Source organism: Pantoea sp. X-Soil-OKNW-556, assembly GCF_059730695.1.
Window position 1 is genome coordinate 1,169,135 of sequence record NZ_AP035990.1, and the last position, 26,957, is coordinate 1,196,091.

Annotated in this window: 25 protein-coding genes, 1 tRNA gene and 1 pseudogene; 6 read left to right on the forward strand and 21 right to left on the reverse strand. The window is 46.3% G+C overall.

Annotated elements, in window-relative coordinates; translation table 11 throughout:
* Positions 1-54 precede the first annotated feature (54 nt).
* From purK to ppiB, 4 genes are all read right to left on the reverse strand, one after another.
* Positions 55-1,119: a 5-(carboxyamino)imidazole ribonucleotide synthase gene (gene purK / locus AC6I8T_RS05250; protein WP_021182317.1), complete on the reverse strand. Its 1,065-nt coding sequence runs from the start codon at positions 1,117-1,119 to the stop codon at positions 55-57.
* Positions 1,116-1,625 carry a 5-(carboxyamino)imidazole ribonucleotide mutase gene (gene purE / locus AC6I8T_RS05255; RefSeq protein WP_013508194.1) on the reverse strand — a complete coding sequence of 170 codons (510 nt, stop codon included), beginning with the start codon at positions 1,623-1,625 and terminating at the stop codon, positions 1,116-1,118. Before purE ends, purK begins: the two co-directional genes overlap by 4 nt.
* 131 nt (positions 1,626-1,756) lie before the next feature.
* Entirely contained in the window at positions 1,757-2,473 is a 717-nt protein-coding gene (lpxH, locus tag AC6I8T_RS05260; RefSeq protein ID WP_208724982.1) for a UDP-2,3-diacylglucosamine diphosphatase, read from the reverse strand.
* Positions 2,473-2,967 carry a peptidylprolyl isomerase B gene (gene ppiB / locus AC6I8T_RS05265; protein WP_021182319.1) on the reverse strand — a complete coding sequence of 165 codons (495 nt, stop codon included), beginning with the start codon at positions 2,965-2,967 and terminating at the stop codon, positions 2,473-2,475. The genes lpxH and ppiB overlap by 1 nt, the downstream gene beginning before the upstream one ends.
* Positions 2,968-3,187: 220 nt before the next feature.
* Here ppiB and cysS point away from each other — a divergent pair, with 220 nt between their 5' ends.
* On the forward strand, positions 3,188-4,573 hold the full coding sequence (gene cysS / locus AC6I8T_RS05270) for a cysteine--tRNA ligase (RefSeq protein WP_208724983.1): 1,386 nt from the start codon (positions 3,188-3,190) through the stop codon (positions 4,571-4,573).
* Positions 4,574-4,684: 111 nt separating this feature from the next.
* On the opposite strand, the gene ybcJ is transcribed toward cysS, so the two are convergent.
* Positions 4,685-4,897 (reverse strand): ribosome-associated protein YbcJ, encoded by a 213-nt coding sequence (gene ybcJ, locus AC6I8T_RS05275; protein WP_013508198.1) that lies wholly within the window; start codon positions 4,895-4,897, stop codon positions 4,685-4,687.
* Entirely contained in the window at positions 4,897-5,763 is an 867-nt protein-coding gene (folD, locus tag AC6I8T_RS05280) for a bifunctional methylenetetrahydrofolate dehydrogenase/methenyltetrahydrofolate cyclohydrolase FolD (RefSeq protein WP_021182321.1), read from the reverse strand. Before folD ends, ybcJ begins: the two co-directional genes overlap by 1 nt.
* Positions 5,764-5,928: 165 nt before the next feature.
* Between folD and AC6I8T_RS05285 the strand changes: the two genes are divergently transcribed.
* The 3 genes from AC6I8T_RS05285 (at position 5,929) to AC6I8T_RS05295 (ending at position 7,949) form a co-directional block, all read left to right on the forward strand.
* On the forward strand, positions 5,929-6,429 hold the full coding sequence (locus AC6I8T_RS05285; RefSeq protein ID WP_036624745.1) for a DUF1198 family protein: 501 nt from the start codon (positions 5,929-5,931) through the stop codon (positions 6,427-6,429).
* A 95-nt stretch (positions 6,430-6,524) separates the two neighbouring features.
* Positions 6,525-6,601: transfer RNA gene (locus AC6I8T_RS05290), tRNA-Arg, on the forward strand.
* A gap of 166 nt (positions 6,602-6,767) precedes the next feature.
* On the forward strand, positions 6,768-7,949 hold the full coding sequence (locus tag AC6I8T_RS05295; protein WP_497833561.1) for a tyrosine-type recombinase/integrase: 1,182 nt from the start codon (positions 6,768-6,770) through the stop codon (positions 7,947-7,949).
* A gap of 362 nt (positions 7,950-8,311) precedes the next feature.
* Here AC6I8T_RS05295 and drt3b read toward each other — a convergent pair whose 3' ends face one another.
* From drt3b to AC6I8T_RS05345, 10 genes and pseudogenes are all read right to left on the reverse strand, one after another.
* Positions 8,312-10,321: an antiviral reverse transcriptase Drt3b gene (drt3b, locus tag AC6I8T_RS05300; protein WP_497833562.1), complete on the reverse strand. Its 2,010-nt coding sequence runs from the start codon at positions 10,319-10,321 to the stop codon at positions 8,312-8,314.
* Entirely contained in the window at positions 10,318-11,589 is a 1,272-nt protein-coding gene (drt3a, locus tag AC6I8T_RS05305) for an antiviral reverse transcriptase Drt3a (protein ID WP_497833563.1), read from the reverse strand. Before drt3a ends, drt3b begins: the two co-directional genes overlap by 4 nt.
* Positions 11,590-12,059: 470 nt before the next feature.
* A complete protein-coding gene (locus AC6I8T_RS05310; RefSeq protein ID WP_497834278.1) occupies positions 12,060-13,151 on the reverse strand; it encodes a helicase RepA family protein in 1,092 nt (363 codons plus the stop codon).
* Positions 13,152-13,193: 42 nt separating this feature from the next.
* A pseudogene (locus tag AC6I8T_RS05315) lies at positions 13,194-14,108 on the reverse strand (primase-helicase zinc-binding domain-containing protein); the annotation flags it as partial.
* Entirely contained in the window at positions 14,071-14,562 is a 492-nt protein-coding gene (locus tag AC6I8T_RS05320; RefSeq protein WP_497833564.1) for an ash family protein, read from the reverse strand. The pseudogene AC6I8T_RS05315 and the gene AC6I8T_RS05320, both read right to left, overlap by 38 nt.
* Positions 14,563-14,625: 63 nt before the next feature.
* The gene (locus AC6I8T_RS05325) at positions 14,626-15,117 is read right to left on the reverse strand and encodes an ash family protein (protein WP_497833565.1); all 492 of its coding nucleotides are present in this window, start codon (positions 15,115-15,117) and stop codon (positions 14,626-14,628) included.
* A complete protein-coding gene (locus AC6I8T_RS05330; protein WP_416412991.1) occupies positions 15,117-15,314 on the reverse strand; it encodes an AlpA family transcriptional regulator in 198 nt (65 codons plus the stop codon). The genes AC6I8T_RS05325 and AC6I8T_RS05330 overlap by 1 nt, the downstream gene beginning before the upstream one ends.
* Positions 15,311-16,195 carry an integrase domain-containing protein gene (locus tag AC6I8T_RS05335; RefSeq protein WP_497833566.1) on the reverse strand — a complete coding sequence of 295 codons (885 nt, stop codon included), beginning with the start codon at positions 16,193-16,195 and terminating at the stop codon, positions 15,311-15,313. Before AC6I8T_RS05335 ends, AC6I8T_RS05330 begins: the two co-directional genes overlap by 4 nt.
* Before the next feature lie 1,075 nt (positions 16,196-17,270).
* On the reverse strand, positions 17,271-17,930 hold the full coding sequence (locus AC6I8T_RS05340; protein WP_497833567.1) for a hypothetical protein: 660 nt from the start codon (positions 17,928-17,930) through the stop codon (positions 17,271-17,273).
* Positions 17,915-18,154, reverse strand: a complete 240-nt coding sequence (locus AC6I8T_RS05345; protein WP_497833568.1) for a hypothetical protein — start codon at positions 18,152-18,154, stop codon at positions 17,915-17,917. The genes AC6I8T_RS05340 and AC6I8T_RS05345 overlap by 16 nt, the downstream gene beginning before the upstream one ends.
* A 623-nt stretch (positions 18,155-18,777) precedes the next feature.
* Here AC6I8T_RS05345 and AC6I8T_RS05350 point away from each other — a divergent pair.
* Positions 18,778-18,924: a hypothetical protein gene (locus AC6I8T_RS05350; protein ID WP_497833569.1), complete on the forward strand. Its 147-nt coding sequence runs from the start codon at positions 18,778-18,780 to the stop codon at positions 18,922-18,924.
* A gap of 263 nt (positions 18,925-19,187) precedes the next feature.
* Here AC6I8T_RS05350 and AC6I8T_RS05355 read toward each other — a convergent pair whose 3' ends face one another.
* The 4 genes from AC6I8T_RS05355 to AC6I8T_RS05370 form a co-directional block, all read right to left on the reverse strand.
* Complete coding sequence (locus AC6I8T_RS05355) at positions 19,188-20,996, reverse strand: hypothetical protein (protein ID WP_497833570.1); 1,809 nt, start codon at positions 20,994-20,996, stop codon at positions 19,188-19,190.
* A 2-nt stretch (positions 20,997-20,998) separates the two neighbouring features.
* A complete protein-coding gene (locus AC6I8T_RS05360) occupies positions 20,999-21,469 on the reverse strand; it encodes an ABC-three component system middle component 2 (protein ID WP_497833571.1) in 471 nt (156 codons plus the stop codon).
* On the reverse strand, positions 21,462-22,511 hold the full coding sequence (locus AC6I8T_RS05365) for an ABC-three component system protein (protein WP_497833572.1): 1,050 nt from the start codon (positions 22,509-22,511) through the stop codon (positions 21,462-21,464). The genes AC6I8T_RS05360 and AC6I8T_RS05365 overlap by 8 nt, the downstream gene beginning before the upstream one ends.
* 966 nt (positions 22,512-23,477) lie before the next feature.
* Complete coding sequence (locus tag AC6I8T_RS05370) at positions 23,478-23,876, reverse strand: hypothetical protein (RefSeq protein ID WP_497833573.1); 399 nt, start codon at positions 23,874-23,876, stop codon at positions 23,478-23,480.
* A 594-nt stretch (positions 23,877-24,470) separates the two neighbouring features.
* Between AC6I8T_RS05370 and proX the strand changes: the two genes are divergently transcribed.
* Positions 24,471-25,469, forward strand: coding sequence for a glycine betaine/L-proline ABC transporter substrate-binding protein ProX (gene proX / locus AC6I8T_RS05375; protein WP_497833574.1), 999 nt, complete (start codon positions 24,471-24,473; stop codon positions 25,467-25,469).
* A gap of 32 nt (positions 25,470-25,501) precedes the next feature.
* On the opposite strand, the gene AC6I8T_RS05380 is transcribed toward proX, so the two are convergent.
* Positions 25,502-26,935, reverse strand: coding sequence for an MFS transporter (locus AC6I8T_RS05380; RefSeq protein WP_497833575.1), 1,434 nt, complete (start codon positions 26,933-26,935; stop codon positions 25,502-25,504).
* Between the last annotated feature and the right edge of the window lie 22 nt (positions 26,936-26,957).

Here is a 26,957-nt window from a genome sequence, read left to right on the forward strand (position 1 = left end):
AATAAATTGCGCCGCCACGGAAGGGTAAGGTCGCCATTGCTGGCGACCTTTTAATTACAGCTTCTCTACGGCCCAGGCGATACCGCTGGCATACTCCGCCGGCAGCAATGGCACCAGCGCATTTAATGCCGCGGCCAGACGACCCTGGTCGCTGTCGGTCAGATTGAGGTGGCCGACTTTACGTCCCGGACGCACTTCTTTCTCGTACCAATGCAGATGTACCAACGGCTGATGCAGCCACGCCAGATTCACATCCGTACCAATCAGGTTGACCATTACCGAAGGTGCATACACCACCGGCTGCGGCAGCGGTAAACCCAGCACTGCGCGCAGATGCAGCTCGAACTGGCTGATGGAAGCACCATTCTGCGTCCAGTGTCCGCTGTTGTGGACACGCGGTGCCAGTTCGTTGATCAGCAAGCCCTGCGGCGTAACGAAGCACTCCATCGCCATCACACCGACGTAATTCAGCTCATGCATGATCGCGCTGAGCATCGCTTCGGCCTGTTGCTGCTGCGCCGCATCGGCTTGTGGGAACGCGACGCTGGTGCGCAGGATCCCTTCCTGATGCAGGTTATGGGTCAGCGGATAGAAAACGGTGCTGCCATCCTGACCACGCGCGCCAACCAGCGACACTTCACCGCTGAAGTTGATGCCCTGTTCAACGATGCATTCACCGTAGCATTCATCCGGCAGGGTGTCGGTTTCATTGGCGCGCAGACGCCACTGACCGCGTCCGTCGTAGCCGCCGGTGCGGCGTTTGACGATAGCCAGTTCGCCAAGCGAGCTGAACACCTGCGGCCATTCGCTTTTATCCGCCAGCAGTTGCCACGGTGCGGTGGCGAGGTTCAGTTGATCGAGCAACTGTTTTTGCGTCAGGCGATCGGCCAGACGCGGGAAAATATCGCGGTTCACAAAGGCCGGATGGCTTGCCAGTTCACGCGTCAGCGCGGTTTCAGGCCAGCGTTCAATTTCCGCCGTGATCACGCTTTGTGCGATCGGCAGCGCAGAAGGTTCTGCATCCAGCCCGACCGGATAAACGGCAATGCCCAGCGGTTCACCCGCCTGGCGCAGCATACGGCCTAACTGACCATTTCCCAGTACGCAAACCGGCTTCATGCATCCCCCCGCGGATCCGGGTTGTTCAGCACTTCGTCAGTCTGGGTCTGACGCCAGTTGGCGAGGCGAGTTGCCAGCGCGCTGTCGTGAATTGCCAGAATCTGCGCGGCCAGCAGAGCAGCATTGGCGGCACCGGCTTTACCGATTGCCAGTGTACCTACCGGAATACCACGCGGCATCTGCACAATCGAGTAGAGGCTGTCGACACCGCTTAAGGCGGCGCTTTGTACCGGGACACCCAGCACCGGCACCAGGGTTTTGGCGGCCAGCATGCCCGGCAGATGGGCTGCACCGCCAGCACCGGCGATAATCACCTGGAAACCATTTTGCGCGGCGTTTTCGGCGAAGCTGAACAGTTTGTCCGGCGTACGGTGAGCAGAAACCACTTCCACATGGAAGGGGACATCCAGGCTGTTAAGAATTTCCTCGGCGAACTGCATGGTAGCCCAGTCACTTTTGGAACCCATGACGATGGCGATACGAGCCGGGGCGGCGTTGGATGACATGCGGTCAACTCCTGTGAATATACAAACGAACCTGGCCGGGCGGGCAGGTGAAGAAGGGCACAGAGAATAGCATGAGATGGCAGTAAGGAAAACGGTTGCGTGGCCGGAAAACGGGCAAGATTGCCCGTTAATCAGAACGGAAATTCGCTAAGCCTGACGCCATCGGCGTCGACCTGAATCATCGAACCCTGTTGATGCCAGGCACCCAACACTACGCGCTGGGCATTTTCACCCTGTAAAACAAAATCATGGATCGCCGGGCGATGGGTGTGGCCGTGGATCAGTAGCCGCACCTGTTGGCGGGCCATGGCATCCATCACCGCCTGCTGGTTCACATCCATGATGCTCAGGGATTTGTGTTGATTGGCTTGTTTGCTGTTGGCGCGCATTTTGGCAGCGATACGCATCCGCAAGCTGAGCGGTAAGGCCAGAAACAGCTTTTGCAGCCAGCGCTGGTGCACTTTAGCGCGAAAGCGTTGATAGCCTTCATCGTCGGTGCACAGGGTGTCGCCATGCATAATCAGCAGACGTTTACCGTACAGGGTTAACACCTGTTCCTCTGGCAACAATGTCATGCCGCTGGCACGCGCAAAACGCTGACCGAGCAGAAAATCGCGATTACCGTGGATAAAGAATGTCGGCACCGGCAGGGCCTTGAGCGCATCGGCGATTTGCTGATGCAAAGGGTTGGGATCGTCATCGCCAATCCAGGCTTCGAACAGATCGCCAAGGATGTAAAGCGCATCGCATTGATGCGCTTCCCGCTGCAAAAAATGCAGAAAACCGGCAGTGATTGCCGGTTCTTCTTCACACAGATGAAGATCTGCGATAAACAGCGTGCGCGACATTACTCGCTAACGGTCACTTTCTGGATGACTACGTCATCTTTCGGCACGTCCTGGTGCATGCCGCTGCGGCCGGTGGCTACCGCTTTGATTTTGTCGACCACGTCCATGCCTTCAACCACTTCTGCGAACACGCAGTAACCCCAGCCTTGCAGGCTTTCGTCGCGGAAGTTCAGGAAGTCGTTGTCTGCCACGTTAATGAAGAACTGAGCCGTCGCCGAGTGCGGAGCCTGAGTACGCGCCATCGCCAGGGTGCCACGGGTGTTTTTCAGGCCGTTGTTGGCTTCGTTGCGGATATCTTCTTTAGTCGCTTTCTGCTTCATGCCCGGCTCAAAGCCGCCGCCCTGAATCATAAAGCCGTTGATCACACGGTGGAAAATGGTGTTGTCGTAGAAACCTTCACGACAGTAATCCAGGAAGTTCTTTACGGTTGCCGGCGCTTTGTCATCGAAGGTTTTAATCACGATATCGCCGTGGTTCGTCTGGAAGGTGACCATCATTCTCGTCCTGTAAAGGTTGTCGTCGGTGTCGATTGCCGCGCCTGCCTCAGAGCAGCGGGCATTTTTGTAGACGCATCTTATATCACAAATTGTGATGACGCGTCAGCAAGGCAGCGACAGTTGCTATGCTGGCGTCGCGCTGAAGTAAAAAATACGGCACAATACGCAGCTAGCCTGGAAAGGCCTTTCCCGCACACGTTAAATACGGAACCGTTCAATGCTAAAGATTTATAACACCCTGACGCGACAGAAAGAGGAATTCAAACCCATTCATGCTGGCGAAATCGGCATGTACGTGTGCGGCATCACGGTGTACGACCTCTGTCATATTGGCCACGGACGTACTTTTGTGGCGTTTGACGTGGTAGCGCGTTACCTGCGCTATGTCGGTTATAAGCTGAAGTATGTGCGTAACATCACCGATATCGACGACAAAATCATCAAACGTGCCAACGAGAATGGCGAAAGCATCGAAACCCTGACCAATCGTATGATTGGTGAAATGCATAAAGATTTTGCTGCGCTGGGCATCCTGCCGCCCGATCTGGAGCCGCGTGCGACGCGTCATATCGACGAGATCATCGAGCTGGTTGGCCGCCTGATCGAACGTGGGCATGCCTACGTAGCCGACAATGGCGATGTGATGTTTGATGTACTGAGCGATAAAGATTACGGCGTGCTGTCGCGTCAGGATCTGGAACAACTCCAGGCCGGTGCGCGCGTTGAAGTAGCCGAAGTGAAGCGCAACCCGATGGATTTCGTGCTGTGGAAGATGTCCAAAGCCGACGAACCCGCGTGGAACTCACCGTGGGGCAACGGGCGTCCGGGTTGGCATATCGAATGTTCGGCGATGAACTGCAAACAACTCGGCACCCATTTTGATATCCACGGTGGCGGTTCGGACCTGATGTTCCCGCATCACGAAAACGAGGTGGCGCAATCCACCTGTGCGCACGATGGCCCGTATGTTAACTACTGGATGCACTCCGGCATGGTGATGGTTGATCGCGAGAAGATGTCAAAATCCCTCGGCAACTTCTTTACCGTGCGCGATGTGCTGCAACATTACGATGCCGAAACCGTGCGTTACTTCCTGATGTCCGGCCACTATCGCAGCCAGCTCAACTATGGCGAAGATAACCTTAACCAGGCACGCGCGGCGCTGGAGCGTCTCTACACCGCATTGCGTCATACCGATGTCAGCGCAGTGGCTGCCGGTGGCGAAGAGTTCGACGCGCGTTTTCGTAGCGCGATGGAAGATGACTTCAACACGCCGGAAGCCTATTCGGTGCTGTTCGATATGGCGCGCGAAGTGAACCGCCTGAAAGCGGAAGACAAAACCGCGGCGAATGCGCTGGCGGCAAAACTGCGTCAGCTGGCGGATGTGCTGGGTATTCTGCAACAGGACCCGGAGCAGTTCCTGCAAAGCGGTGCGCAAGCCAACGACGATGAAGTGGCTGAAATCGAAGCGTTGATTAAGATGCGTAACGATGCGCGTAAAGCGAAAGACTGGGCGCAAGCTGATGTGGCGCGCGATAAATTGAATGCGCTGGGCATCGTGCTGGAAGATGGCCCGCAGGGCACAACCTGGCGTCGTAAGTAACGAAAAAAGGGCGAACTTTGATGTTCGCCCTTTTTATTTCAGCTTAGTAGCGGCGCGATTTATCGCGCTTTTTAGAAGCAACAGGCGCGATAAATCGCGCCGCTACGTTTTTTAAGCCACCACGGTAATGCGTTGGCCGGCAAATTCTACCGTCTGACCGGCAAGGATTTTGCAGCGCTTACGGGTTTCGATCGCGCCATCAACGCGCACTTCGCCTTCGTCGATCACCGCTTTGGCCTGTGCGCCGCTCTCCACCCAGCCTTCGAGTTTCAGCAAATCGCAAAGATCAACATGTGGGTGTTTACCCAGAGAAAACGTCGCCATTATGCGTTCTCCTCATCGTGGTACTCTTCGCACGCTTGCAGGGTATTCTGAATCAGGGTGGCGACCGTCATCGGGCCAACGCCGCCCGGCACAGGGGTGATGTAGGAAGCGCGTTCTGAGGCTGCTTCGAAATCCACATCGCCAACCACTTTGCCGCTTTCCAGACGGTTGATACCGACATCAATCACAATCGCGCCCGGCTTGATCCAGTCGCCCGGAATAAAGTTCGGTTTACCTACTGCCACGATCAACAGATCGGCATGTTCGATATGGTGACGCAGATCTTTGGTGAAACGGTGGGTCACGGTGGTGGTGCAACCGGCCAGCAGCAGCTCCATGCTCATCGGACGGCCAACGATGTTGGATGCGCCAACCACCACAGCATTCAGGCCGTAGGTATCGATGTTGTAGCGCTCCAGCAGGGTGACAATACCGCGCGGGGTGCAGGGACGCAGCTTCGGCGCGCGTTGGCACAGACGGCCCACGTTGTAAGGATGGAAACCGTCGACGTCTTTGTCCGGCACGATGCGTTCCAGTACCTTGACGTTATCGATGCCTGCCGGGAGCGGTAGCTGCACCAGAATGCCATCGATTTCGTGATCGTTGTTCAGCGCATCGATCAAATCCAGCAGCTCGGCTTCGCTGGTGGTTGCTGGCAGATCGTAAGAACGGGAAACGAATCCCACTTCTTCACAGGCGCGGCGTTTGCTGGCGACATAGATCTGCGAAGCGGGGTTTTCCCCCACCAGAACGACTGCCAGGCCAGGCGCACGTTTTCCAGCCGCCAGACGCTGCTGTACTTTTTCCGCAACCTCAAGGCGCACCTGCTGCGCAATCGTTTTACCGTCAATAATTTTTGCTGCCATCAGAGAGGAAATCCACTGTGTAATGTTGAATCGGGGAAAGGCGCCTATTCTGTCAGAAGCGCGTCGCGCTGTCAGGCACAGATTGATCCTGAGGCGCGCTTTTGTCACTTCAGATTGCCCGCGTTAACCCGTATGATGCCCGGCAATGAATTTAGTGGAATGTTTATGATCTGGCTAATCCTTGCGACTTTAGTGGTGGTTTTTGTGGTGGGCTTCCGCCTGCTGACGGCCGGTTCTCGCCATGCGGCTCAGTCCCTGAGCAAACGACTGCAACTGCCACCGGTCCATGTGGAATCGATGCTATCGTTGATGGGGAAAGAGGCGGCAAAGGAGTTCACTGACTACATCACCGGCGACAATGAAAACCATTTGCAGAACGCGGCGGCAGTGCTGCTGATTTGGCAGGTGTGCATTGTTGATGGTGGGGAAGAGAACATGCGGCGCTGGCATCAGATTCTCAGCCGCGCGCATTTTTCACCGGTGATCACCCAACAACAGCTGTTGCTGGCGATGGGTTTTCTGCGCGAACTGGAGCCGGACCGTGAAGAGATGAACCTGATGCGTGAGCGGTTTAACGGGGCGTTTTTACCGGGCGTGGAGCTGGAGGGCAAGGCGGATGAGGAGAGTAATCTGGTGTCGCTGAGCGATTATCGTAAGCGTCATTGACAGGGATTGGTTAGAACATCAGCACTCTGCACTTGGCAGGTGCAAAAACGTTGACGCGACTGCGTGCCAACGTATAATTCGACGCAACCGCATATGCGCCCTTAGCTCAGCTGGATAGAGCACCGGCCTTCTAAGCCGTAGGTCACAGGTTCGAATCCTGTAGGGCGTGCCATCTCCTCTTCTTCTCATATCCTTTTTTTGTCTGCGAATTCCCTCTAAACCCTTATCAATACTGCATTTCCGATCTTTTAACTTCTATTCAGTTCCGCTAAAAACTTTACTTATCCGGGGGCATCATTGGGGGCACTGGCCTGTTCAATGGAGTGAAATGCCCCCAAATGAAGCTCAACGTCCGTCAAATCGAGACTGCCAAGCCGAAAGACAAAGCCTACAAACTGGCTGACGGCGGCGGTCTGTACCTCGAAATCTTCCCGACCGGTGGTAAAAGCTGGCGGCTTAAATACCGCTTTGCAGGAAAAGAAAAGCGCGTGGTGTTTGGCTTGTATCCTGCGGTGACGCTGGCTCTGGCGCGCGGAAAGCGCGAAGACGCGAAAAGGATACTCGCAGCCGGTGGTGATCCCGGCGCGGCCAAGCAGGAAGCCAAGCAGGCCAAAATCCTCGCAATGAACAACAACTTTGAAGCGATGGCGCGGGAGTGGCATGAGTACAAGCGCGCGAGCTGGTCAAAGGGCTATGCGAACGACATCCTTGAGTATCTGCGCAAAGATATTTTCCCCCATGTTGGCAAAATGCCAGTCACTGAAATCAAACCGATGCTGATGCTTGCGGTGCTGCGGAAAATGGAGCAGCGCGGCGTGCTGGATAAACTGAAGAAAACCCGTCAGGCGTGTAATCAGATTTATGCCTACGCCATTGTTACTGGCAGGGCGGAGTACAACCCCGTTTCGGAACTGGCTAGTGCACTGAAATCCCCGAAGCAAAAGCATTTCCCCCATCTGCTGAATAACGAGATAGGCGCGTTTCTGCGCGCGTTGTGTGGCTATAGCGGCAGTAAGATGACTCAGTACGCGACGCGGTTACTGATGCTGACAGGGACGCGAACTATTGAGCTACGCGCGGCGGAGTGGCGTGAGTTCGATTTAAGTAAAGGACTCTGGGAAATCCCCGAAGGACGCATGAAGATGCGGCGTAAGCATTCGGTGCCGCTGCCGCGTCAGGCTGTTGAGTTGCTGGAAGAGATCCAGCAGCTCACAGGGCGCGGGAAGTATGTGTTTCCGGGCAGGAGCAATGCCGGAAAGCCGATGAGTGAAGCCACGATTAATCAGGTGATTAAACGGGTTGGGTACGATGGGAAGGCTACAGGGCATGGGTTCAGGCATACCATGAGCACGGTTTTGCATGAGCAGGGCTATAACTCGGCATGGATTGAAGTGCAGCTCGCGCATGTGGACAAAAATTCAATTCGCGGGACGTATAACCATGCGCAGTACCTGGATGGGCGGCGGGAGATGTTGCAGTGGTATGCGGATTATTTGGATGGGTTGAGGGATGGGGTTTAACTACAATGTACAAGTTTAGGTCGGTTATGTGTCAAGCGAGGCCTTGCATACAAAATTGTTAGCTCACTTTAATATCTCAAGACTAATAGAGCTCTGTGCGTCGTTGTCTACACTTGGTTTTTTATCAACTATTATATTTAGAATCATAGAAAGCAAAAAGCCAGCTCGAAAGCTGGCTATGCACTTTATAAGTTAGGCTCAACATCAGGTGTGTAGCACGAAAAAGTGCCTCAACTAGAAATTTTGAACAGTGTTCGCACTGAGCAAAATAACAAGCGAATACCACTCCGAAGAGTGATTGCCAATAAAAGCATGGCAGGAGCAATATTGCCCTTCCCATAAAGCTCTTGAACTTTATCATCTTAATAACCAGTTCTCAACTCTTTTCTTTCTAAAAGATTGAGGTTATTAAGCTCATTCCATTTTACAAACCAAAATTTCGTTAATAAGTAAGTGAGGTCATCATCTATCTCTTGATTTGTCCTTGTTATTCTAAATTTTGCTAAAAATTTATTGTAAAGTAATTTTCTGACCTCATATGTGATATATTTACAGCTCATAACATCCAAGAAAAGATGAGCGAGTTCTGAATTCTTCTCTAAGTCAAAACTAACGTTGAACTTCTCTTTAATAACAGTTTCAATTTCCCCTCTATTTTCAGTGAAGGCAGAGTGATCCTTATAGTAATACAGTAAGCTAATTATAAAAAAGTAATTAAAGTTTTTTATATTAGCCAATGCCTGGTCCAACTGAAACTTATCCATTAGAAAGTTTGGTCCAAAGTTGCTTGTTGCGAGAATAACATTCATTTTCTCAATGGATGTAAATCCATCTCTGAGTTCAACATCCGAATTTGAGAATCGCATGTTTTGTATTTGATGCATTATTATATCTTTGAATAAATCGAGATGAGTTGGAGAGTTTTCTTTGTAAAATGTCTCAACAGATAATATAGCTTTCGCTATCCTGTTAGAAGATGAAACGTTGGGTTTGATACAGTGAAAGAAGAACATCATTTTAATAATCATTACAATCGCACTATGAAAGTGGCTTACATGGTCAGAATCACAATTGCGATCATATAGTTCAATGATTCTTGTGATTCTTTTTGATAATGCAGCCAAGAGATATGGTGCTACATCTTTATATCCATCACCAGTTACACAACAACGTGACTTTATCAAATCAAGTGTGCTTTTTATTAATCTCTCTGGCCTGTAGATGTAATGTAGTTTGCTCGTCGATTGGCTATTTTTATCTATCTTGATAAATATATTTTCATCAAAGTGAGTTAAGATTTTTTTTGCTTCTATAACCATTTCCGATTTATTAGTTAGAAATGGCCTCTCCAGTTTGTTTAATTTTTTATCACCTAAGTGAAGGTTGTAATTGCCAAGTTCATCACTGATTATTTCATAAACTCTTCCAGCTACATTCTCATTAATTGCAAAAATGAAGTAGTCATCTACATATCTTAATATTTCATAGTGTGTCTTTAAGTTATAGCCATGAATCTCATGTAGTTTTTTTACGATATCATTATCAATGCTTTGAAATATCAACTCTGCGAACACTCGACTAAATTCTGAACCGACAGGAATGCCGTTAGTTTCGTTGTTATTGCTCCTTTGCATAATCTTATCTAAATCATCACCAAACTGCCTTCCCTTCTTCAAGTTGGACTTTATAAAATCTTTACTTTTAATTGCCCATGAAATAGTATGGGTATAAATGCTGTCGAAACAGTTTGCAATATCCAACGACCACATAACATTGAATTTTTTTTCTAAAGATATATATTGTTCATTTTCAAATAGCTTGTAAATTCTATCGTATCCTTTATAAGAAAAAAATGAAGATGCATGTTTAGTCCATATTTCACTCTCTAATGTGTCAATATTGGTTTTTTTATATGCAACCTTCCCTGCAAGTTTTTTTTTCGTGTAAAAGGAATTGGCAATTTTCACTGGTGCTCTTATTGATAATTGACTTTTAGAACATAGTGCTGTGATTGCACTCGCAAAACCATAGTAAAACTCAATGTAGTTATATTGAGAGCGAGGGTGAATTAATGACAATGTTCTAAGTTTACTTTCATCTTTAAAAATTTTAAACTTCAATGGATATGACTGCTCAGTCTGTTTTTTTGCTCTTTCAGCATCATTAGGCAGGCTTAAGTCTTCTTTAGGGTTTATTATTTTTTTGAAAAATTCTACAATAGGATTATATATCCCATTGTTTTGACTGCTTAAATGAGAGTTAATGTAAAGCCCATCATTAGAAAAAATTATTGGTGCATCAGAAGGAGATGTATCTGTGAGTAGGGCTCTTCTGTAGTCTTTTTTATCAAGTTTTATGCTCTGTATATTCATTTCCAAATCCTTGTTATTTCCCTTAATCTATTTAGACTGTATTTTTTATGTATTTTATATGAAAAGCCTCTTGAGAAACTTATTTTAAGCAAGTCTTTTACTTGCCATTTACTCAATGAGTTGTCAAGCATTCTGGATAGTCTACAATTGGATCCAAGTATCAATGACCTAACATAGGAATCAATGATCTTAAGTGAGTGATTGTTATCATTTACTAATGGGTAATTATAAAATATCCCCGTCGGCATGTTTCTTTTTTTATCTTTATTTATTAGGTGTCTATTTGTAGATAAAAAAACAACCCTATCAAGTAATAATTTAAAGTCTCTATTTAGTTCATAGTTATAAAAGGCTTTACATAGCTTTGTTTGTATTTTTTTTATTTTTTTATCACTTATGCCAATAACTACTTTTCGATAAATTGAGTCGGCTTTCCCTTGAGATGAAACATTTCCCGGACCTGGTGGGATATGAGTGTCGATGACTTGAATTTTGTATCCTAGATAATCAAAATTTGCTGCTATTTTTCCTTTGACATCATTTTGTGATGTTCCTCTTTTATTTATCTTAACCACTTGGGTTTTTAAATTGTTAAGCATGAGATTTTGTGGTAACTGTTTTTTTATTAGTGACAGGATCTCTTGATCATCTACTTGATGATCTATCATTATCAATATATCATCAACAAATCTCTTATAAAGAAATACTCCATCAATTTGTTCTAAAAAATCATCAAATTCTTGTAGGTATAAGTCAGCAAGTAGCGAGCTAAATTCAATGCCCCTAGGGACGCCCTTGCCACCTAGGCGTCTATGTTCTTCAAGTACTATTTCAATTAACTTTTTAGTGTGATATGAGAGGGCGTTTATCTTTCCAGTTTGTATCAATAAGGAATCTATGTTAATTGATTCATAAAATGATTTTAAATCAATAAGGATTATTTTGCTTTTCACCCCCTCCTGAATGTAAGACACTAGGTTTCTTACTATTTCATTTCGCTGTGTTTTTTTTGACTCTATTTTGTTTCTAATGTTGCTCTGTAGTTTTCTTAGGATTAATTTATAAGAAAGTTCATCAATGTAATATACATCCTTACCCTTTGATGTTGTGTTTCTTATCGTTGGGGGAGTTAATCCATGTGCTAACTGATAAGACTCTTCAATCACATTTTGGAAAACTTGTTCGTTATCAAGATTTGTGTGTTTATAGAAATCACTATGCTTTATATTTTGTGATAGAGAGAACCTATCAAAACTTTGTTCTTTCATGAGGCACCTCATTTAAAGTAGTGGATGTTTTTCTGAGGTTAATAACTAGTTGTCTAGGTTATTGCTATTCTTGATTAGATGCAATTCTATTTAAAAGCAATGTTTCATCGTACTCAGGAAACCGTCCATCAACAGTAAACTTATGTTAATCGCCAGCTCTATTAGTGATGTCCCTTATGTAGTTTCGGCATCAAGAAAAATACCTGTTTTAGTCATAATAGATAGACAGATTTTGATGTGCTTTGGCACGAAAGATGCTAGGTAAGTGTTCGTTAGCATTCACTTTCCCCCATTTTTAAGCCGTTTCGCCCTTCCCCCACTAGGTTTTCTCATCACCTTATAAGCTTCTGTTTATAAGGACTTTTATTGCCACCCCCATATAGCGTCTATATACACATGGGAAGTGGGGAAAATCAGCTAAAATGACACTTACTGATCCAGCTTCCCCCACTTTTACCCCACTTAATGACTTACTTTGTGTGTAATGTTACTGGTGTGATGACTTCACCGTCACAAACAACTGCACCTTCTTTCTCCAGTTTTTCCAGCCAGCGGGTCATTTTCCTGGAAGCGTCAAAACCCATCGCATTCATATCATCCCGAATCAACGTGCGTGTGCAAATTTCCCCTTTGGCTGCCCGCGCCCGGATAGCTTTCCACAACGCCATATGATTTTCGGTCAGGCGTGAAATACCAATCAGCTCTGTATCCTCATCGCTCTCCCTGACGGACCTCTCTTCATCGTCCAAAACCAATGAACTGATCTGGTCGCCATCATTATCGATATAGAGATCTACAGGGAGCAGGTCGTATGCCTGGCGCTGCGGCTCTTCGGCATCTTTCATTTTGGTGCAACTGAGGATCAACGCACCGCCTTCACCCTCGCGACGCACGTTAAACTCTACATCCAGCGCCGCACGGAATGCACTGGAGCCGCGCGCACCTTTCTCCTGATCTTTCCCGGAATGGTGAATAATCAGTACGGTGGCCTGTGTCGCAGCTTTGATTACGTCACAACCCTGAATAAACGCGCCCATATCCTTTGCTGCATTTTCATCAGAGCCGCCAAAACAGCGGGCGAGGGTATCCAGGATAATCAGCCGCACCGGCATGCCGGTTGCCGCTTTGACGTCATTAGCCGCTTTGATCACTTGCTGCACGCTGTCAGTGCTGGCCGGGAAGATGGGACAATCGACCCGATAAAGTAAATCGATCGGATTCCCGTTATTCATCATGACTTCCCATGCCCGGATACGGCGGGGAACACCAATCCCACCTTCGCCCACGACATAGATCACCGCCCCCTGCGTTACCGGCTTACCTGCCCAGGGTTTCCCGGTCGCAATATGGCAACCCCAGGATACCGCCAGGAACGATTTATATGATCCGCTGGCACCGTAAGCACTGGTGACGGATAAATAAGGCAGATAGCCTTTAATCAAATAGTCTTGGCTGGTATCGAAACCATCGGAACCTTTGCGCAAGGGCAGTGCGGTGCTGAACTCCATGTTAGTTTGCTCCTTCCGGATGAGTGGATTTTCAGTGCATTCAGGCTTATACATCTGCTCGTTGAAGGCGGTTTTGAGGGCATCAATACCGTACTGTTGGCGATAATCATCCCAGTCGCAGGCAATTTCTCCGGGTGGAAAAGATACCCAGCCATTAACCGCCTGGGCTGCTTTTACCGCCTGAGTCATACCAGTATTCGCGGAACCATCAGAATGCAGGTCATGATCGCCCGCCAGGATAATGCAGCTCTCGGGATATTTGGTCCTCATTACCCGCGCGACGCTGTTCAAATTGTTGGCCGACATGGCTGCAATCACCATACCGTTAGCGATCTGGCTGAGAGTTAATGCGGTGGCGTAGCCTTCAGCAATGATGATGGTTGTGACTTCATGGGACTGATTAACAGAGATAAATGCCTCAGCCATTTGCGAGCCAGGCAGCAACCGTTTCTCTCCGCCAGCGTTTATCAGATGCGCACCAACTAATTCCCCTGTGATCTTATGAACGGGCAGGATCACAGCATCGTGGCCAAACGTAGCGCCCCCTACCGTCAGGGGGCTATTAGCGGTAAACAATGGAACCGTGTTCAATAAGCCTTTGCCAGTCAAATAAGGGCTTTTCCCCTCGCGGGCGGCGGAGAGTAATTGCTGTGCTCGCTCCCCAATCGGGCGGAGTGGCGTTTTTTCCCTGGCGGGCGCAGTTGATGGCGCTAAGGTCAAACCGGAAACCAGCCTTGCAGCGGATAACAAATCACAGGCATTGACCCTGGCAACCAGATCGAGGCCATCGCCGTGATGGCACTGATTACAAATCCAGGTGCCGCGACCTTGTTTGTCATCGAAGCGGAAACGATCTTTACCGCCGCAAATAGGGCAGGGACCATGCTTATTGTTTTCAGGCACTGGAATGCCTAACCCGCTGAGAATCTGCGGCCAGTGATGACGGGAAGAGGAAGCAGTGGCTGATACAAAATTATTCATCGTCTGCCTCCGTTTTCCCCAATGCCTCATTGAGCAGATTCAGACGTTCCCAAAGAATGTACATGAGCAATTCTTTGGCGAGAGCATGATCCAACTCGACGATGGCAAATGCCAGAGCACGGCAGTGATCGAGAATTTCTTCAGCAGAAAGTGGCGTTGAGTCATACATACAGCACCCCCAGGTATGGGCGGTTGTACTGCGGGTACAGATAAGGAAAGAAAGAAGCCATTTGGCCGCCTCTGTCGTGAGTGAGGAAAAGCTATCACGAGAGGCATCGGGGTTGATGAAACTGGTCAGCACAGAACCCGGCGCCTTTTGCGAAGCCCCCGCCTGAGCAACCATTGAATGGTATGCGCAAGCATTGCCCGAATATTCAGGCACCAAGAAGATTCGCAGAACGCTAATTCCGGCTGCGGGTTTTGCCACAGCACGCTGATTATACTGAAAAGCGCCATCCAGGGAAAAAGATGAATTCAGCATCATTGCTCTCCATCACGCTGGTTGTTTTTGTTGAAACTCCATTCATCGACGGTTTCAGCAACGAAACTACTCATGGCTGACCTCGGCTTTCATTGTTTCATTCAGCAGATTCAACCGTTCCCACAGGACGTACATGAGCAATTCTTTGGCGGGTGCATGATCCAGCTCGACGATAGCGAACGCCAAAGCGCGGCAATGATCGAGAACCTCTTCAGCGGAGAGTGGGGTGGAGTCATACATATTGCACCACCGGAATCGGAGGGGTGCACTGAGGATAGAAATCAGGAAGGATGCTAACCATTTGGTTGCCTCTGTCGTGAGTGAAGTAAAGCCATCACGAGAGGCATCGGGATTGGCGTAATCGGCCACTACAAAACCCGGTGCCTCTTGCGAGGCCCCTGCCTGAGCGACCGAAAGATCTGCACAAGCACAGCCCAGTAAAAAGTGATTACCGAGCACTGTAGGGTTTTGCGGAACGCCAATTCCGGTTGCGGATTTTGCCGCAGCGCGCTGATTATAATGAAAAGCGCCAGCCAGGGAAAAAGATGAATTCAGCATTATTGCACTCCATCACGCTGTTTGATTTTGTTTGAGATCCATTCATCAATTTCGCTTTCAACCCAGGCAACAGAACGGATACCCAGTTTCACTGACTGAGGAAATTCATTCCTGTCCATCAGCTTGTAAATCCATGCGCGTTTGAAACCGGTTTTAGCCATGACGTCTCTGAGGCGGATAAGTGTTGGTCTGTTCATGATCTTTCTCCCTGAAGGCCGTATACACGTTCGACATAGCGGCCCCGGCCATCGCCGTGCCCTAAATCCATTGAGGTAAGCGCATTGGCTTCTTTGCGACTGAAGCCCTGATCCAGATAAAAACGAATGGCATCCTGTGCCCACGCATAACGCAGGCTGTGAGGTGAATACGGCCCGGTCAGGCCAATGCGGGTGGTTGCAGTACGCCAGAAATTCATGGCTGATTTCAGGTCGCTTTTATCAATAAGTTTGCCGTTACGTTGTCCGGCAATGCTCAGAGCGTGGTTTACCGCGTTACTGACCTCCTGATGATTCAAGATCCGTGTTTCACGCGGCCTGCCTCCTTTGGTGCCAAAAACGATGCTCAACCGTTCAGCTCCCTGACTCAGTTGCTTCTGCCAGGTTTTGAGGGAGGCGCAGCATTGGACGGCTTCCTGCGACCGTAATCCCAACACACGAGAAAGCTGTAAAGCAGCCGCCAGCCCTGCATCAAGCTGGCGGGCTTCGTGCATGGATTGCTGATATTTTTCTGATGAAATCGCGCATTTCGTCCCTGCGCGACTGCAACCACCAAGACCTAATGCCCGGTTTGTCAGCCTGTCAGAGGTCATCAGTTTTTCCCGTCCGGCCTGATGCAACACCGAACGCAATGCGGCCATTTCGTTTTGCAGGGTACGTGGAGCAATTCCCTGTGAACGTCGTGCTGCGATATAGCTTTCGATATGCCTCGTTTTCAGGTGTTTAATGCTGCGTACCTGAATATTGAGCGCGAGCAAATGGCGGCTAAACCGGTCGGCAATCCGAATCCGATCATGCACCGTTTTATGGCTCCCTCCGGCCTGCTTCGCCAGTTGCTTCATTTCTTTACCTGTCTGACTCATCCGTTTTTCCTTTTTAAAATTCAATACCGATTTGCTTCCCTGGCGCATGGCAAATGACGGAAACAGCGATGCTGTATCCGTTCTGAACGTTGCCTGTGCGCCAGGGCGGTGCAGTTGAGGTATTGCGGGGTATCAGTGGTGCACTCGGTGCAACTGCCTGCGTTTGCAGGTAATCCCCAGGCTTATGCCTGCCTCGGCAACAATTCAGATCTCCTGTAAAAATTGGATATTTAGCGCTTAAAGCGCGGTGTCAGATTCAGTGCCCCGGATGTAAAGGGCAGAAGTAAACAACTGGCGGCGGGGTACGCTGTGGCGTCACTTTCATGCGCTTACGCGCAAAAAGTGACGCCACGTATTAACACGCAGCAGGGCAGGCGCATGCAGATGCCTGACGGCATAGCAAGGCGCAGCCAGCAGCGTTTAATACGCGCCAGAATTTAGGTAAATAGCAGTCCTAAGCACGAAAAAGTGCCTATTGAAGTGATGGTGGCTTGCCGGAGCTTTTTGGCTTAAAGCCAAAACATTACTGACAGCAAGTCAGTCACTGAGGTAGTGAATCACCAAAAACAGCATTTCAAGCCATGCTGTCAGTGGGAAGGAAACGCTCGTTGTTAGCCGTCTCGGAGTGTGTATATAAATGGACCTTCATCGTCACGAAATAAACGGCTTTATTGACGATACCTGTTCTCAAAGGTTAAACAGGTGTACCACACCGTAAACGGCGTTCTCCCTTTCAGGCTACGGAAGTGTTTTTGTCACTACCCGAAGGCGATCCTCACAAGTGACAGGATCATTGGTGGCTGAGTTAACAGCTGGGGCTACCCGAAGGCGTCAGTCTCAAACCCCACTTCTTTCCCTATGACATTGGCTCGTGACCACCCGAAGGCGTTTCTCACAGGTCACTCGTATCATCCTGATACTGGAAACATTGGTGGCTGTCGATGACAGCAGGTTTTCGTGGTCAAATCTACGACAACTACTTTTTAGGTTCAAGTAATTTGATAGGTAGGAAGTGAATAATGGGATATCCGAGTTAATCACAGAGTAATCAAAAAATTACTCTGCCTAATAACTGTTATTCGATTGGTTGGCTAATTATCGATTTTTTGGCAGCCAGAACCTGATTGCTTAGATTTCTCCAGGTAGGGGTAAAGCCAAGTTTTACAGGGTCAGTTAGAGGCACGCTGTCTGGATTGCCCCAAATGGTATCAGCAACGGCAAGTATTGCTTGTATATCAGCCTGATAAACAAGCTTTTGACCAGCAACATCAGTCCTGAATTCGCACCGATCTCCAATCACATTCAAAGGAGTAATTTCCAGGCTGTTTTCTTTAGGAATACCAAACAACCAAAGCAGCATTCCATCTTCAGTTTGGTGAGTGTCGCTGATCACTGCACCATAGTGCTCAATAATGGCTTGGTACGTTGCAACAGAGATACCACCACCGCGATATTCTGGATCAACGTAAGCCGATTCAATTTGGGGAATACGTGCGCCTAAATCAGCGGGTGGTGTTAGTTCAAATGACAGCACGTAGCTGGCGACATGCTCCCCGAAAAGGTCATCTTTGACGTAGAGAGATGCCATTTGATTCTGATAATCTTCAAGCAGTCCTCGGTAAGTTTTACCATCACTGCTTGTAATCCTTAGCCATACAAAATGGCCGGAGTCCATATCCACAGAATCCGGCCAGTATAGAATTTTATCGTGTTGATCTATCAGATTTGGTGACATTGACGAGCGAATCCATTCCTGGAAAGAAATTCCAATGCACGTTGAGAAAAGTTCACTTCCAGATTTTTCAGATCCTGCCAAAGTGAGGCTTGGTTAACTGGATGTGGTTTACCGTTTTTCTCGATGGTTAATTCAACAACAGGGTTAACTTTTTCGTAGACCGGGGTATTTTCCCAGTCAGAACGCAACACCATGAATAATGGGCGTTCTTTGCGGTTTTTCATGCTTCTCACTTCAAAATCTCCCACAACACCAGGCACGGAAAAACTTCCGATACGTTCGGTCCTGTTTGAGATTGTGTGTGGCGAATGTGAGATCATATTCAGCCTCCAATAGCGTGAGATCATGTGAATAGTCTAATCGCTAACCAATTGTACGTCCATTGGCAGACAGATTTTGTGAAAGCGACTGACCTCTAATGAGAGGTACAAAACTACACTTTTTTGCTTAAAAATCAAGCTATCTTGATGCAGTTGTTGCTTTAGCGTTACTGGGTAATGTTACTACCCTGATACTAAGCCTTGTCTGACTCGTTGAGTTATTGTGATAGCTCTTTTTCAGATAATTGATAGAATGCGTTTTGATTAACTTCTTTATTTTAAAGTGTTTTTATGGTTTTTTTTCGAGATGTTCATGTTTTCTGTTTTGAGATGATGGAATGCATTAACTCATTACTTGATACACATTCTCAATCCAGGAAAGACGCGTTTTAATCACGCAAATTAAAAAAATGCACAGGTTCTGTTCTTTGCAGAAGAACGCGAAGAACTACACGCCACATACTCCAGGTACGTGAAAAGGCTCACCAAAGAGCGTGGCCTGACGTACACCAATGACGGAGCTGCATATGCGATACGAACACAACACTACCCCCGATAAGGGTAAGATTGATTTCAGAGCTATCCATGATAGCAAAGTCGAGATGATGAAACGCTTTATGACCGCGAAAGCTGAAGCAGAGCGCAAAGGTCAAGTGGTCTATAAACCTGTTTGATCTCTTGTGATGCGTCGAAACCGAAAAGCCCCATTATACTCAAACATCCACAAGCGCATGTTCTCATTATGGATCTAAGGCGACAAGTGCGGTTATGTAAGCAAAAACCTAATCAAGTTGGGCTTTCTGAAATAACCCGATTAAATCGTCGTCAATAAAAGAGAAAAACTCATGCAACATATTTTTCATGTTTACGTATGGCAACTAAAATTGGATTTATAAAAGTTAAGTGGCTTGAGTAAGAATCAAACCACCTTGATTATTTATACGGGAAAGAATCCTTTTCGCCCTAAAACACCCGTGTTTCCGACAAATTCTGTATGTTTAAGTATTTCCTTTTGTGAGCTACTAGGTTCTTCATTCTCTAAAATAATAACTTGCCCTTTTGTATTATTATTTCCTAACCAAGTATAAAAATGATCCTTAACACTTTCATCTAAAAGTTCTTCGTCATCACCGTCAATAGCATATTTGGGATCTTTATAAGTTACTACTGGAGAATCAATGATAAGAAAACCAGAGTGAGGGAAACCTTTGGCAATGGCTCGCTCCATCAAACAAATCATAAAAGCAGTTAAAAAGATGCCTCGTTTCCCTTTGCCAAAGGAAACCCTCTTACGATGATTTATTTCTATGTCACAAACAGCATCATCGTATGAGACGACATCTACGCCAGGAACACTCCATTCAGAAAGTAACTCTTTGATAGAAATACATAAAGATGTACTACTCGATGATATGTCTCTAATTATTTTATGTCTTGTTTTTTTTGTTTTCTTAGACATTTCTTCGAGGCGAATATTTAAATTATCGATCTTATCAAGTGTTTTTATAAATGATGATATTTCACTTTTTCTATTTGATAAAATGTCTATACCATGCTTGTCGATAGGATCTGACGGTTCCATGATGGATTTTTTTAATAGTAAAACACCATCAATCTCTAATTGCTTTGCAGTTTTTTGTTCATTTAATAAGTATATTTCTTCATTTATATCATCAATGGCTTTTCTTAATCCATTTTGTAAGCCCTTTATTTTCATCATCTCAGATTCAGATGCTTGAGAAAGCATTTCATAATCGACATGATGATCGCTATGCTTTTCTTGTTCATTAATTGATGTTAAGCACAATGGGCATGAGCGAGTTTTAAATCCAGGCACAATGGATGCTGCCTTTTTGATAACTTCCAATCTCGAAATATCATTGGAGTATTTGTCATTTAGCAGATTGAATCGTGATAGTGACTCTTTAAAAGATGATATTTCATTTTCAATTTTATTTTTATCATTTTCAAGATTTAGTTGTTGAAATTGGATTTCAATTAGTTCAGAGCTTACGCCCTTGATTACATTATTAATTCTTTTTATTTCAGCATCAACTTTTATTAATGATTCTGCCAGTTCGCTTTTTACTAACCCATCAGGTATTTCTTTGCTAAGAGAGTCTATCTGCTCCTCGATAGCTGCAACATGGCCTATGGCTTTATTTATCTCCTCAGTGGATGCTGGCAAAACTATTTCTGAATCATCGTTCCCAGATAAAACAAGTGACACACTAGATAAGTTCCGAGTCTTACGATTAGTATCTTCTCCAATGAAAACAACGTTATCTAAGGTCCTTATTTCATCAAAAATTGTAAGGAAACGAATATCACCAGCCGTTACATTTCCTCTTACACCTCTTTTTGTGATTATTGATTTACCTTCAGCATTGCTCCATCGGGATATCAGAGTGCTAAGGTCTTCATCTAAACAAGAAATATTATCTTCTGGTTGAACATCTAAATACCCTTCAAATATATTGCATTCATTGCTATGGCTATCCTTAAATATTGTAAATCTCCCTGTGTTACTTACTTCAATTTGTAGCGAAAGGATGTTGTAGCCTTCAGAAAACCCTATATCTTTCGGTTTATCCCTTCCGCCTAAGCAATAGCGAAAACACTCTACTATGAATGATTTTCCTGTATCTGTAGGGCCATAAATGAGATGAGATTCTCCTTCAAAAAGAATAGAAGCACATTCTTTTTTATATCCGTTGGCTGAGAGTTTGTGGATTTTTATTGTCATTATTAATTCCTTTTAAATTCAGGGGTTGAAAACTCAGCTCCCCATGTCAGGCTTTTTTTATTAAATAAAGATGACAGCTCATCAACGTTTAAATCACCAAAGTTCTTGGCAACCCATTCGCAAGATGAAATTAATTTTGATGAGTACGCTTCTCCAATTAACCCTATGAGTGAAGGGCTATTATCACCCGCAGAATAATAGATTCCTGTAGTGTCATAGTTTACCTCAACTAAAGAGCTCATAGACATGATGTATAGACCTTCTTCGATTATACCTCTTTTACATATATATTCACCGCCACGCATAGGTACAGGGGTGTGTAAACTAGTTGGTCCTCCTAGATCTTCTGAATATATAGCTGCATAATCTAAATAAACGAGCTTTTGCAAGTCGGCTTTCCTTGGGTATAGCGAAAGAAGCAAGTAAACCATTCTAATGCCTAATTCAAAAGGGGAATTAAAAACCTCACTCATCTTCATCATCCTCAACCCAAGTTAAACTTCCATTGTTTGCCAAATGGTGACAGGTTCCTTGTAAGTCACCAGCTTGAAGTCTGGCGTGCAAGGGATTTGAAGTAATTTGAAGAGCGTTCGCAAGCGATTGAACAGCCGTGATTTTCTCTACACCATGCTGATAGGGAAGAGATGCTACTGAACCTATTCCCGTATTAACCTGCTCAAGAAGATTATCAAATGCGCCAGGAAGTTTGTCTCGACTAAATCTGTTTAGACCCTCCGCAGAATAAAATAAGTTTCTTTGAAACCGAAAGTGCTTTAAATAAATTTTTGGGATATTGTATGCGGAGTCTATATTTTCTCTAATGGCGCTTGAATATGCTTTGCATAGTTTTTCGATATAGACTTGTTCGTTCATGTCAGGCTCGATAGGGACTTCGGGGTTTTTTCCTCGATGGCCCAGAACACCAAAAACTTCCCAATGTTTATCCGATCTAGAATGTATATCTATTAATTCACTTGATGTTTTTATTTTAAAAATATTAAATGGAAAGCTCATTATAAATGACTCAAGATCAACTGTAAGTTTTTCTTTGAAGGTTTTGAAATCTCCATCCTTGGTTTTCCACTCATTAAGAATCCATGTTCGTAAAGTATTTGAATTCAGCGATTCTGGATTGGTAACATAGTCATAAAGTTTTGGGCCGATTTTCACTGCGCAAATGAAATAGTTTCGTGGTTGGCTGTATTCTTTTTTAAAAACATAAAAAAGGAATTTTGCCAAATCAGGGGCGAAATCACTGGGTGAGAGAGTGTCTTCGTAATGTTTAGCTTGATAAAGATCCCAAGTGCAAAATTCAGCTTTATCCAAAGTATTGCCGCATACATCTCGACCTTTGTCTCCTGCACCACCAATTCTATGTACTTGCGAGTAGAGTCCCTCTATTCTTAATTGATTGATGCATTGAAGAATGAAATTTTCCCAATCATCATCATTCATTAACAAAAGTCTTTGTTCTGGAGTAGGAAGGGCAGGCCCTTTATGATATTCAGTGATCATGAATGTCCCTCTTCATTCATTAAATCATTATTTTAAAGGTTATCTATTTTTATGTGCCTATTTGTAGACAACTCACTAGTCTGACGTTTACTAACGTTAAATTAATATACTTTCATACTTGAAGCTATAGTAATTTATAATAAAACCAATAAAAATCAATATTATCAATTAGTTATGATGTTAAATGCCATGATAGTATTGCGTCATGTGGCTCTGAAGGAGTTCTAAAAAAATTTAACCAACCGTTTGCCATCATGAACAACGTTTTTAAGGGTGAAAATGCCAGATTTACAGGGTTAAGTAGATTTATCCTCTCTATCTTTGATGGAGGTTTCGTATGGTACCTTAAATCCGCCTCCTAGCTATAAAAAACAACATATACATTTACAACGTCCGCTTTTAGCACAGAGTCAGCTTATAGCTTTGAGCACCAAAAGGTATCAGCTCAAATTTGAGCTATAACAAACCCCGCTGTCCCAATAGAACTCTTTATAATTGTTCCAGGTAGTAAGAGTTTGTAGGCTATCGTTCATCAAATCGCACCGACTTTTAAGAGACCGATGGTTCGTACTGTCGCGTGTGTTTTTTGAACGATAACGGATGCCACTAAAAAAACCGGGGGCACTTCCGGGGGCATGAACAAAATTGAACTCAGAATTTACCCCCATAAAACATCCAATTACACCTTACTTTTCAATCCTGTAGGGGCTAAAAAATGGCCCGCAGATGTGAGCCATGAATATCAGTAGCAAGACCCACCAGCATGATGCGAGCCTGTTCCACCATGCGGATGCGTACCTTTAGGACATGCCATAGCTGAGGTTGAGAAAGCGAACACCGCGGTTAGCATGATTAGTGCTGCGATCTTATTCATTTTTATTCCTGTCTTTTGTTAAGAGGTGTGTAATCCTTTCGCACTCAGGCTAATTCTGACAGACTTTTTCGCTGCTACTGTCACACCAGATATTAGTCTATCCGGGCTTCTTCCCCTGGAAGAAGCTGTTTTTCCGCTGTTTTTTTTATGTTCGACAGGAATACCGCGCCATCGGTAAAGCGGTCATATAGTTTGCTTGCAAGTGGTGAGTCTATAGCTTTAAGTGAGGGATAGAGCTGACTTCGCCAGATGTTATAAATAAAATCGTAATGAATACCTAATGCGTTGATTTTGTATAAATTCTTCTCGCGTTCCGAAGGCGGCTTCCTGTTATCTGTAAATTTAAGCACATCTTTCTTCTCTGACTCACGACCTAAATTCTTTGACTGTAACACTGATGCCAGGTAGTTGATCACCAGATAGAAATCTTTTTTCGATGTAATATTAAGTGTTTGCATAACATCTTTAACATTCATCTTAGTCTCATCCATTTCATCCGCTCCATTATTGGTTTCCTTTAAACCAACAAGTTGGGCAAGAGAATTCCTCGTTTGTTCATAATTTGACCTGCCTGTTTATGTGACAGAACCCTGGATTTTGAATGTTTAACCAATGCCCTTTAGGCATCATATCCAGCAGCTTCATTAAGCCTTTCAGCGATAATACGGCCATTATTAAAGCCCTGCCGGATGGCTTCCGAAACGATGCGGAGTACTGCTCCTGAATCTATTTTTTATAGCATGGATAATCAGTAATATGCACACCAGAATATACCGCTGTTTTTCTCATTATCCCCGTTAGAGGTTGCATGATGTGATTTATGTGTTATGGTAAATGGATGTTGAATTATTTGAGGGTGGATTCAGGGCTTCGCAAATAACTGAAGGCGAAAGCATCTGGAAGGAAATAACAATGATGATTTCAGGTTGCCTTGGTTTGCTTTTAAAATTTCCCACTGTCTTTATTTATTTCATGTGCCGTTATCAGCTACGCGCTATCCCATCAGGTTGTTTGTCATCATTCAATTCTCTTTCTGTATGGAAAGATTCTCCCGCCATATCATAGTCAGAAAAAAGGCCATTATTATGACCAGAAAAAAATTAATATTATTACCCGTCGCTGCTTTATTCTCTTCATCTGTGGTTTTTGCCGCAGATTTACCAGGGAAAGGAGTAGACGTATACCCGGTACAGAGTACATTGCCTGAAGAATCTTTCCAGACTGAGTTAATCAACCGGGCATTGGAAAAGTTGGGTTATGATGTCAAACCCACTGAGGAAGTGGACTATAACGTTGCGTATACCGCTATCGCTGCCGGAGATGCAACTTACATGGCGGTAAACTGGGAGCCGTTGCAGAAGGACATGTACAATGCTGCCGGTGGTGATAATAAATTTTATCGCGAAGGTAGCTATATAACAGGTGCAGCACAGGGATACCTGATTGATAAAAAAACGGCAGATAAGTATCACATTACAGATATTTCACAGCTTAAAGATCCGAAAATAGCTAAATTGTTTGATGCGAATGGCGATGGAAAAGCGGATCTGGCGGGTTGTAACCCTGGCTGGGTTTGTGGACAGGTGATTGATGCACAAATTAAAGCTTATGGTTTAAGTAGTACAGTGCAGCAGAATCAAGGAAATTATTCCGCCATCATCGCAGATACCATGACGCGCTATAAGTCTGGGAAACCAGTTCTGTATTTCACCTGGACGCCATATTGGGTCAGTGATGAATTAAAACCAGGAAAAGATGTTGTCTGGTTGACCGTGCCTTTTTCTGTTACGCCAGGTTCTCAGAAAAATGAAGATACTGCATTGCCTAATGGGAAAAATTACGGTTTCAAACCTAATAATGAGCATGTTGTTGCTAACAAAGAATGGGCGGCTAAAAACCCGGCAGCAGCGAAATTGTTTGCCATCGTGAAATTACCCCTTGCTGATGTCAATGCACAAAATCAACGTATGCATGAAGGTGAATCCTCTTCAGCCGATATTCAACGACACGTAGATGGTTGGATCAAGGCACACCAGGCTACTTTCGATGGTTGGATCAAACAGGCGAAAGCAGCGGTGCGATAACCAGACTATCCCGACCTGTTCTCAGGTCGGGATTAACGTTGTCGCTGAGAAACACGCTCCCCCGCTGTCGGCTCCAGCCGCACCATATCCCACACCCCAATCAGCGTAATCAGGGCAATCACCCCAAACCCCACTTTAAACCCTATCCCTGGCACCGCCGCGTAACCAAACTCATCCCCCAACACCGTCCCCAGCCGGATACACAGTGCTCCCAGCGTTACCCCCAGCCCGCTCGCCAACTGTAAGGAGGTACTAAACAGCGTATTCGCCGAACTCATCTCCTGTGCGGGCACCTCGGCAAAAGCCAGTGAGCTGATCCCGGTAAACTGCATCGAACGACTTAATCCGCCCATAAATAGCAGTACCAGCGTAATCACATGCGGTGAAGCCGGCGTCAAAAACGCACACAGCAGCAGCGTCAGCACACAAACCATACCGTTTCCAATCAGCAGCTTACGGAAGCCAAAATAGCGAATCAGTGGCGTGGTGGCGGGTTTCATCGCCAGGTTACCGGCAAACACCGCCAGCACCAACGAACCGGCTTGAAAGGCATTCATGCCGAAACCGATCTGGAACATCAGCGGCAGCATAAAAGGAGCAGAGCTGATAGTGGCGCGTAGCAGGAAGCCACCACGCATGGTGATGCGGAAAGAGGGCACGGAAAGCGATGACAGACTAATCAGCGGCGCTTTGCTGCGGCGCAAATGGCGGATGCTCCACACCAGCGTTGCCAGTCCAAGTGCAATCGTCACGGCTGCGGCAGTCAGGCTGGCGCTTTGCTGGCTCAACATTTCCAGGCCAGCCACCAGGCACAGCATGGTGACACCGGTAGCGATAAAACCGGTGACATCGAATGGGCGATGCTGGTGAGCCGAGTCATTTGGCATCATGCGCAGCGCCAGGATGATGGCGATAATCCCCAGCGGCACGTTGAGGAAAAAGATCCAGTGCCAACTGGCGTAGGTAGTGATAAACCCGCCGAGCGGCGGCCCAATGATCGGGGCGACCAGCGCGGGCCACGTCAGGGTGGCGATGGCTTTGATCAGCTGATCTTTAGGCGTGGTGCGCAGTACCACCAGACGGCCAACCGGCACCATCATGGCACCGCCAATGCCCTGCAAGATACGCATCAACACAAATTCAGTGACGTTGTGCGTCAGGCCGCAAAACAGTGATGACAGGGTGAAAATGGTTAACGCGAGGCTGAAGACATTACGCGCACCAAAGCGTTCCGCCACCCAACCGTTGGCCGGGATCAGCACCGCCAGCGTCAGCAGATAGGCGCTGATGCCGATGTTCAGATCGATAGCGGAGACGCCAAACGCTTTGGCCATGTCCGGCAACGCGGTGGCGATCACCGTGCCATCAAGAAACTCCATGAAAAATGCGCTGGCAACCAGTAGCGCCAGGCCGGAGATGCGGCCCGAGCGGGAGACGTCTTCCCCGGTTGAATCAGATAAAGCCATGCGGTGCCCTTAGCATAACAAC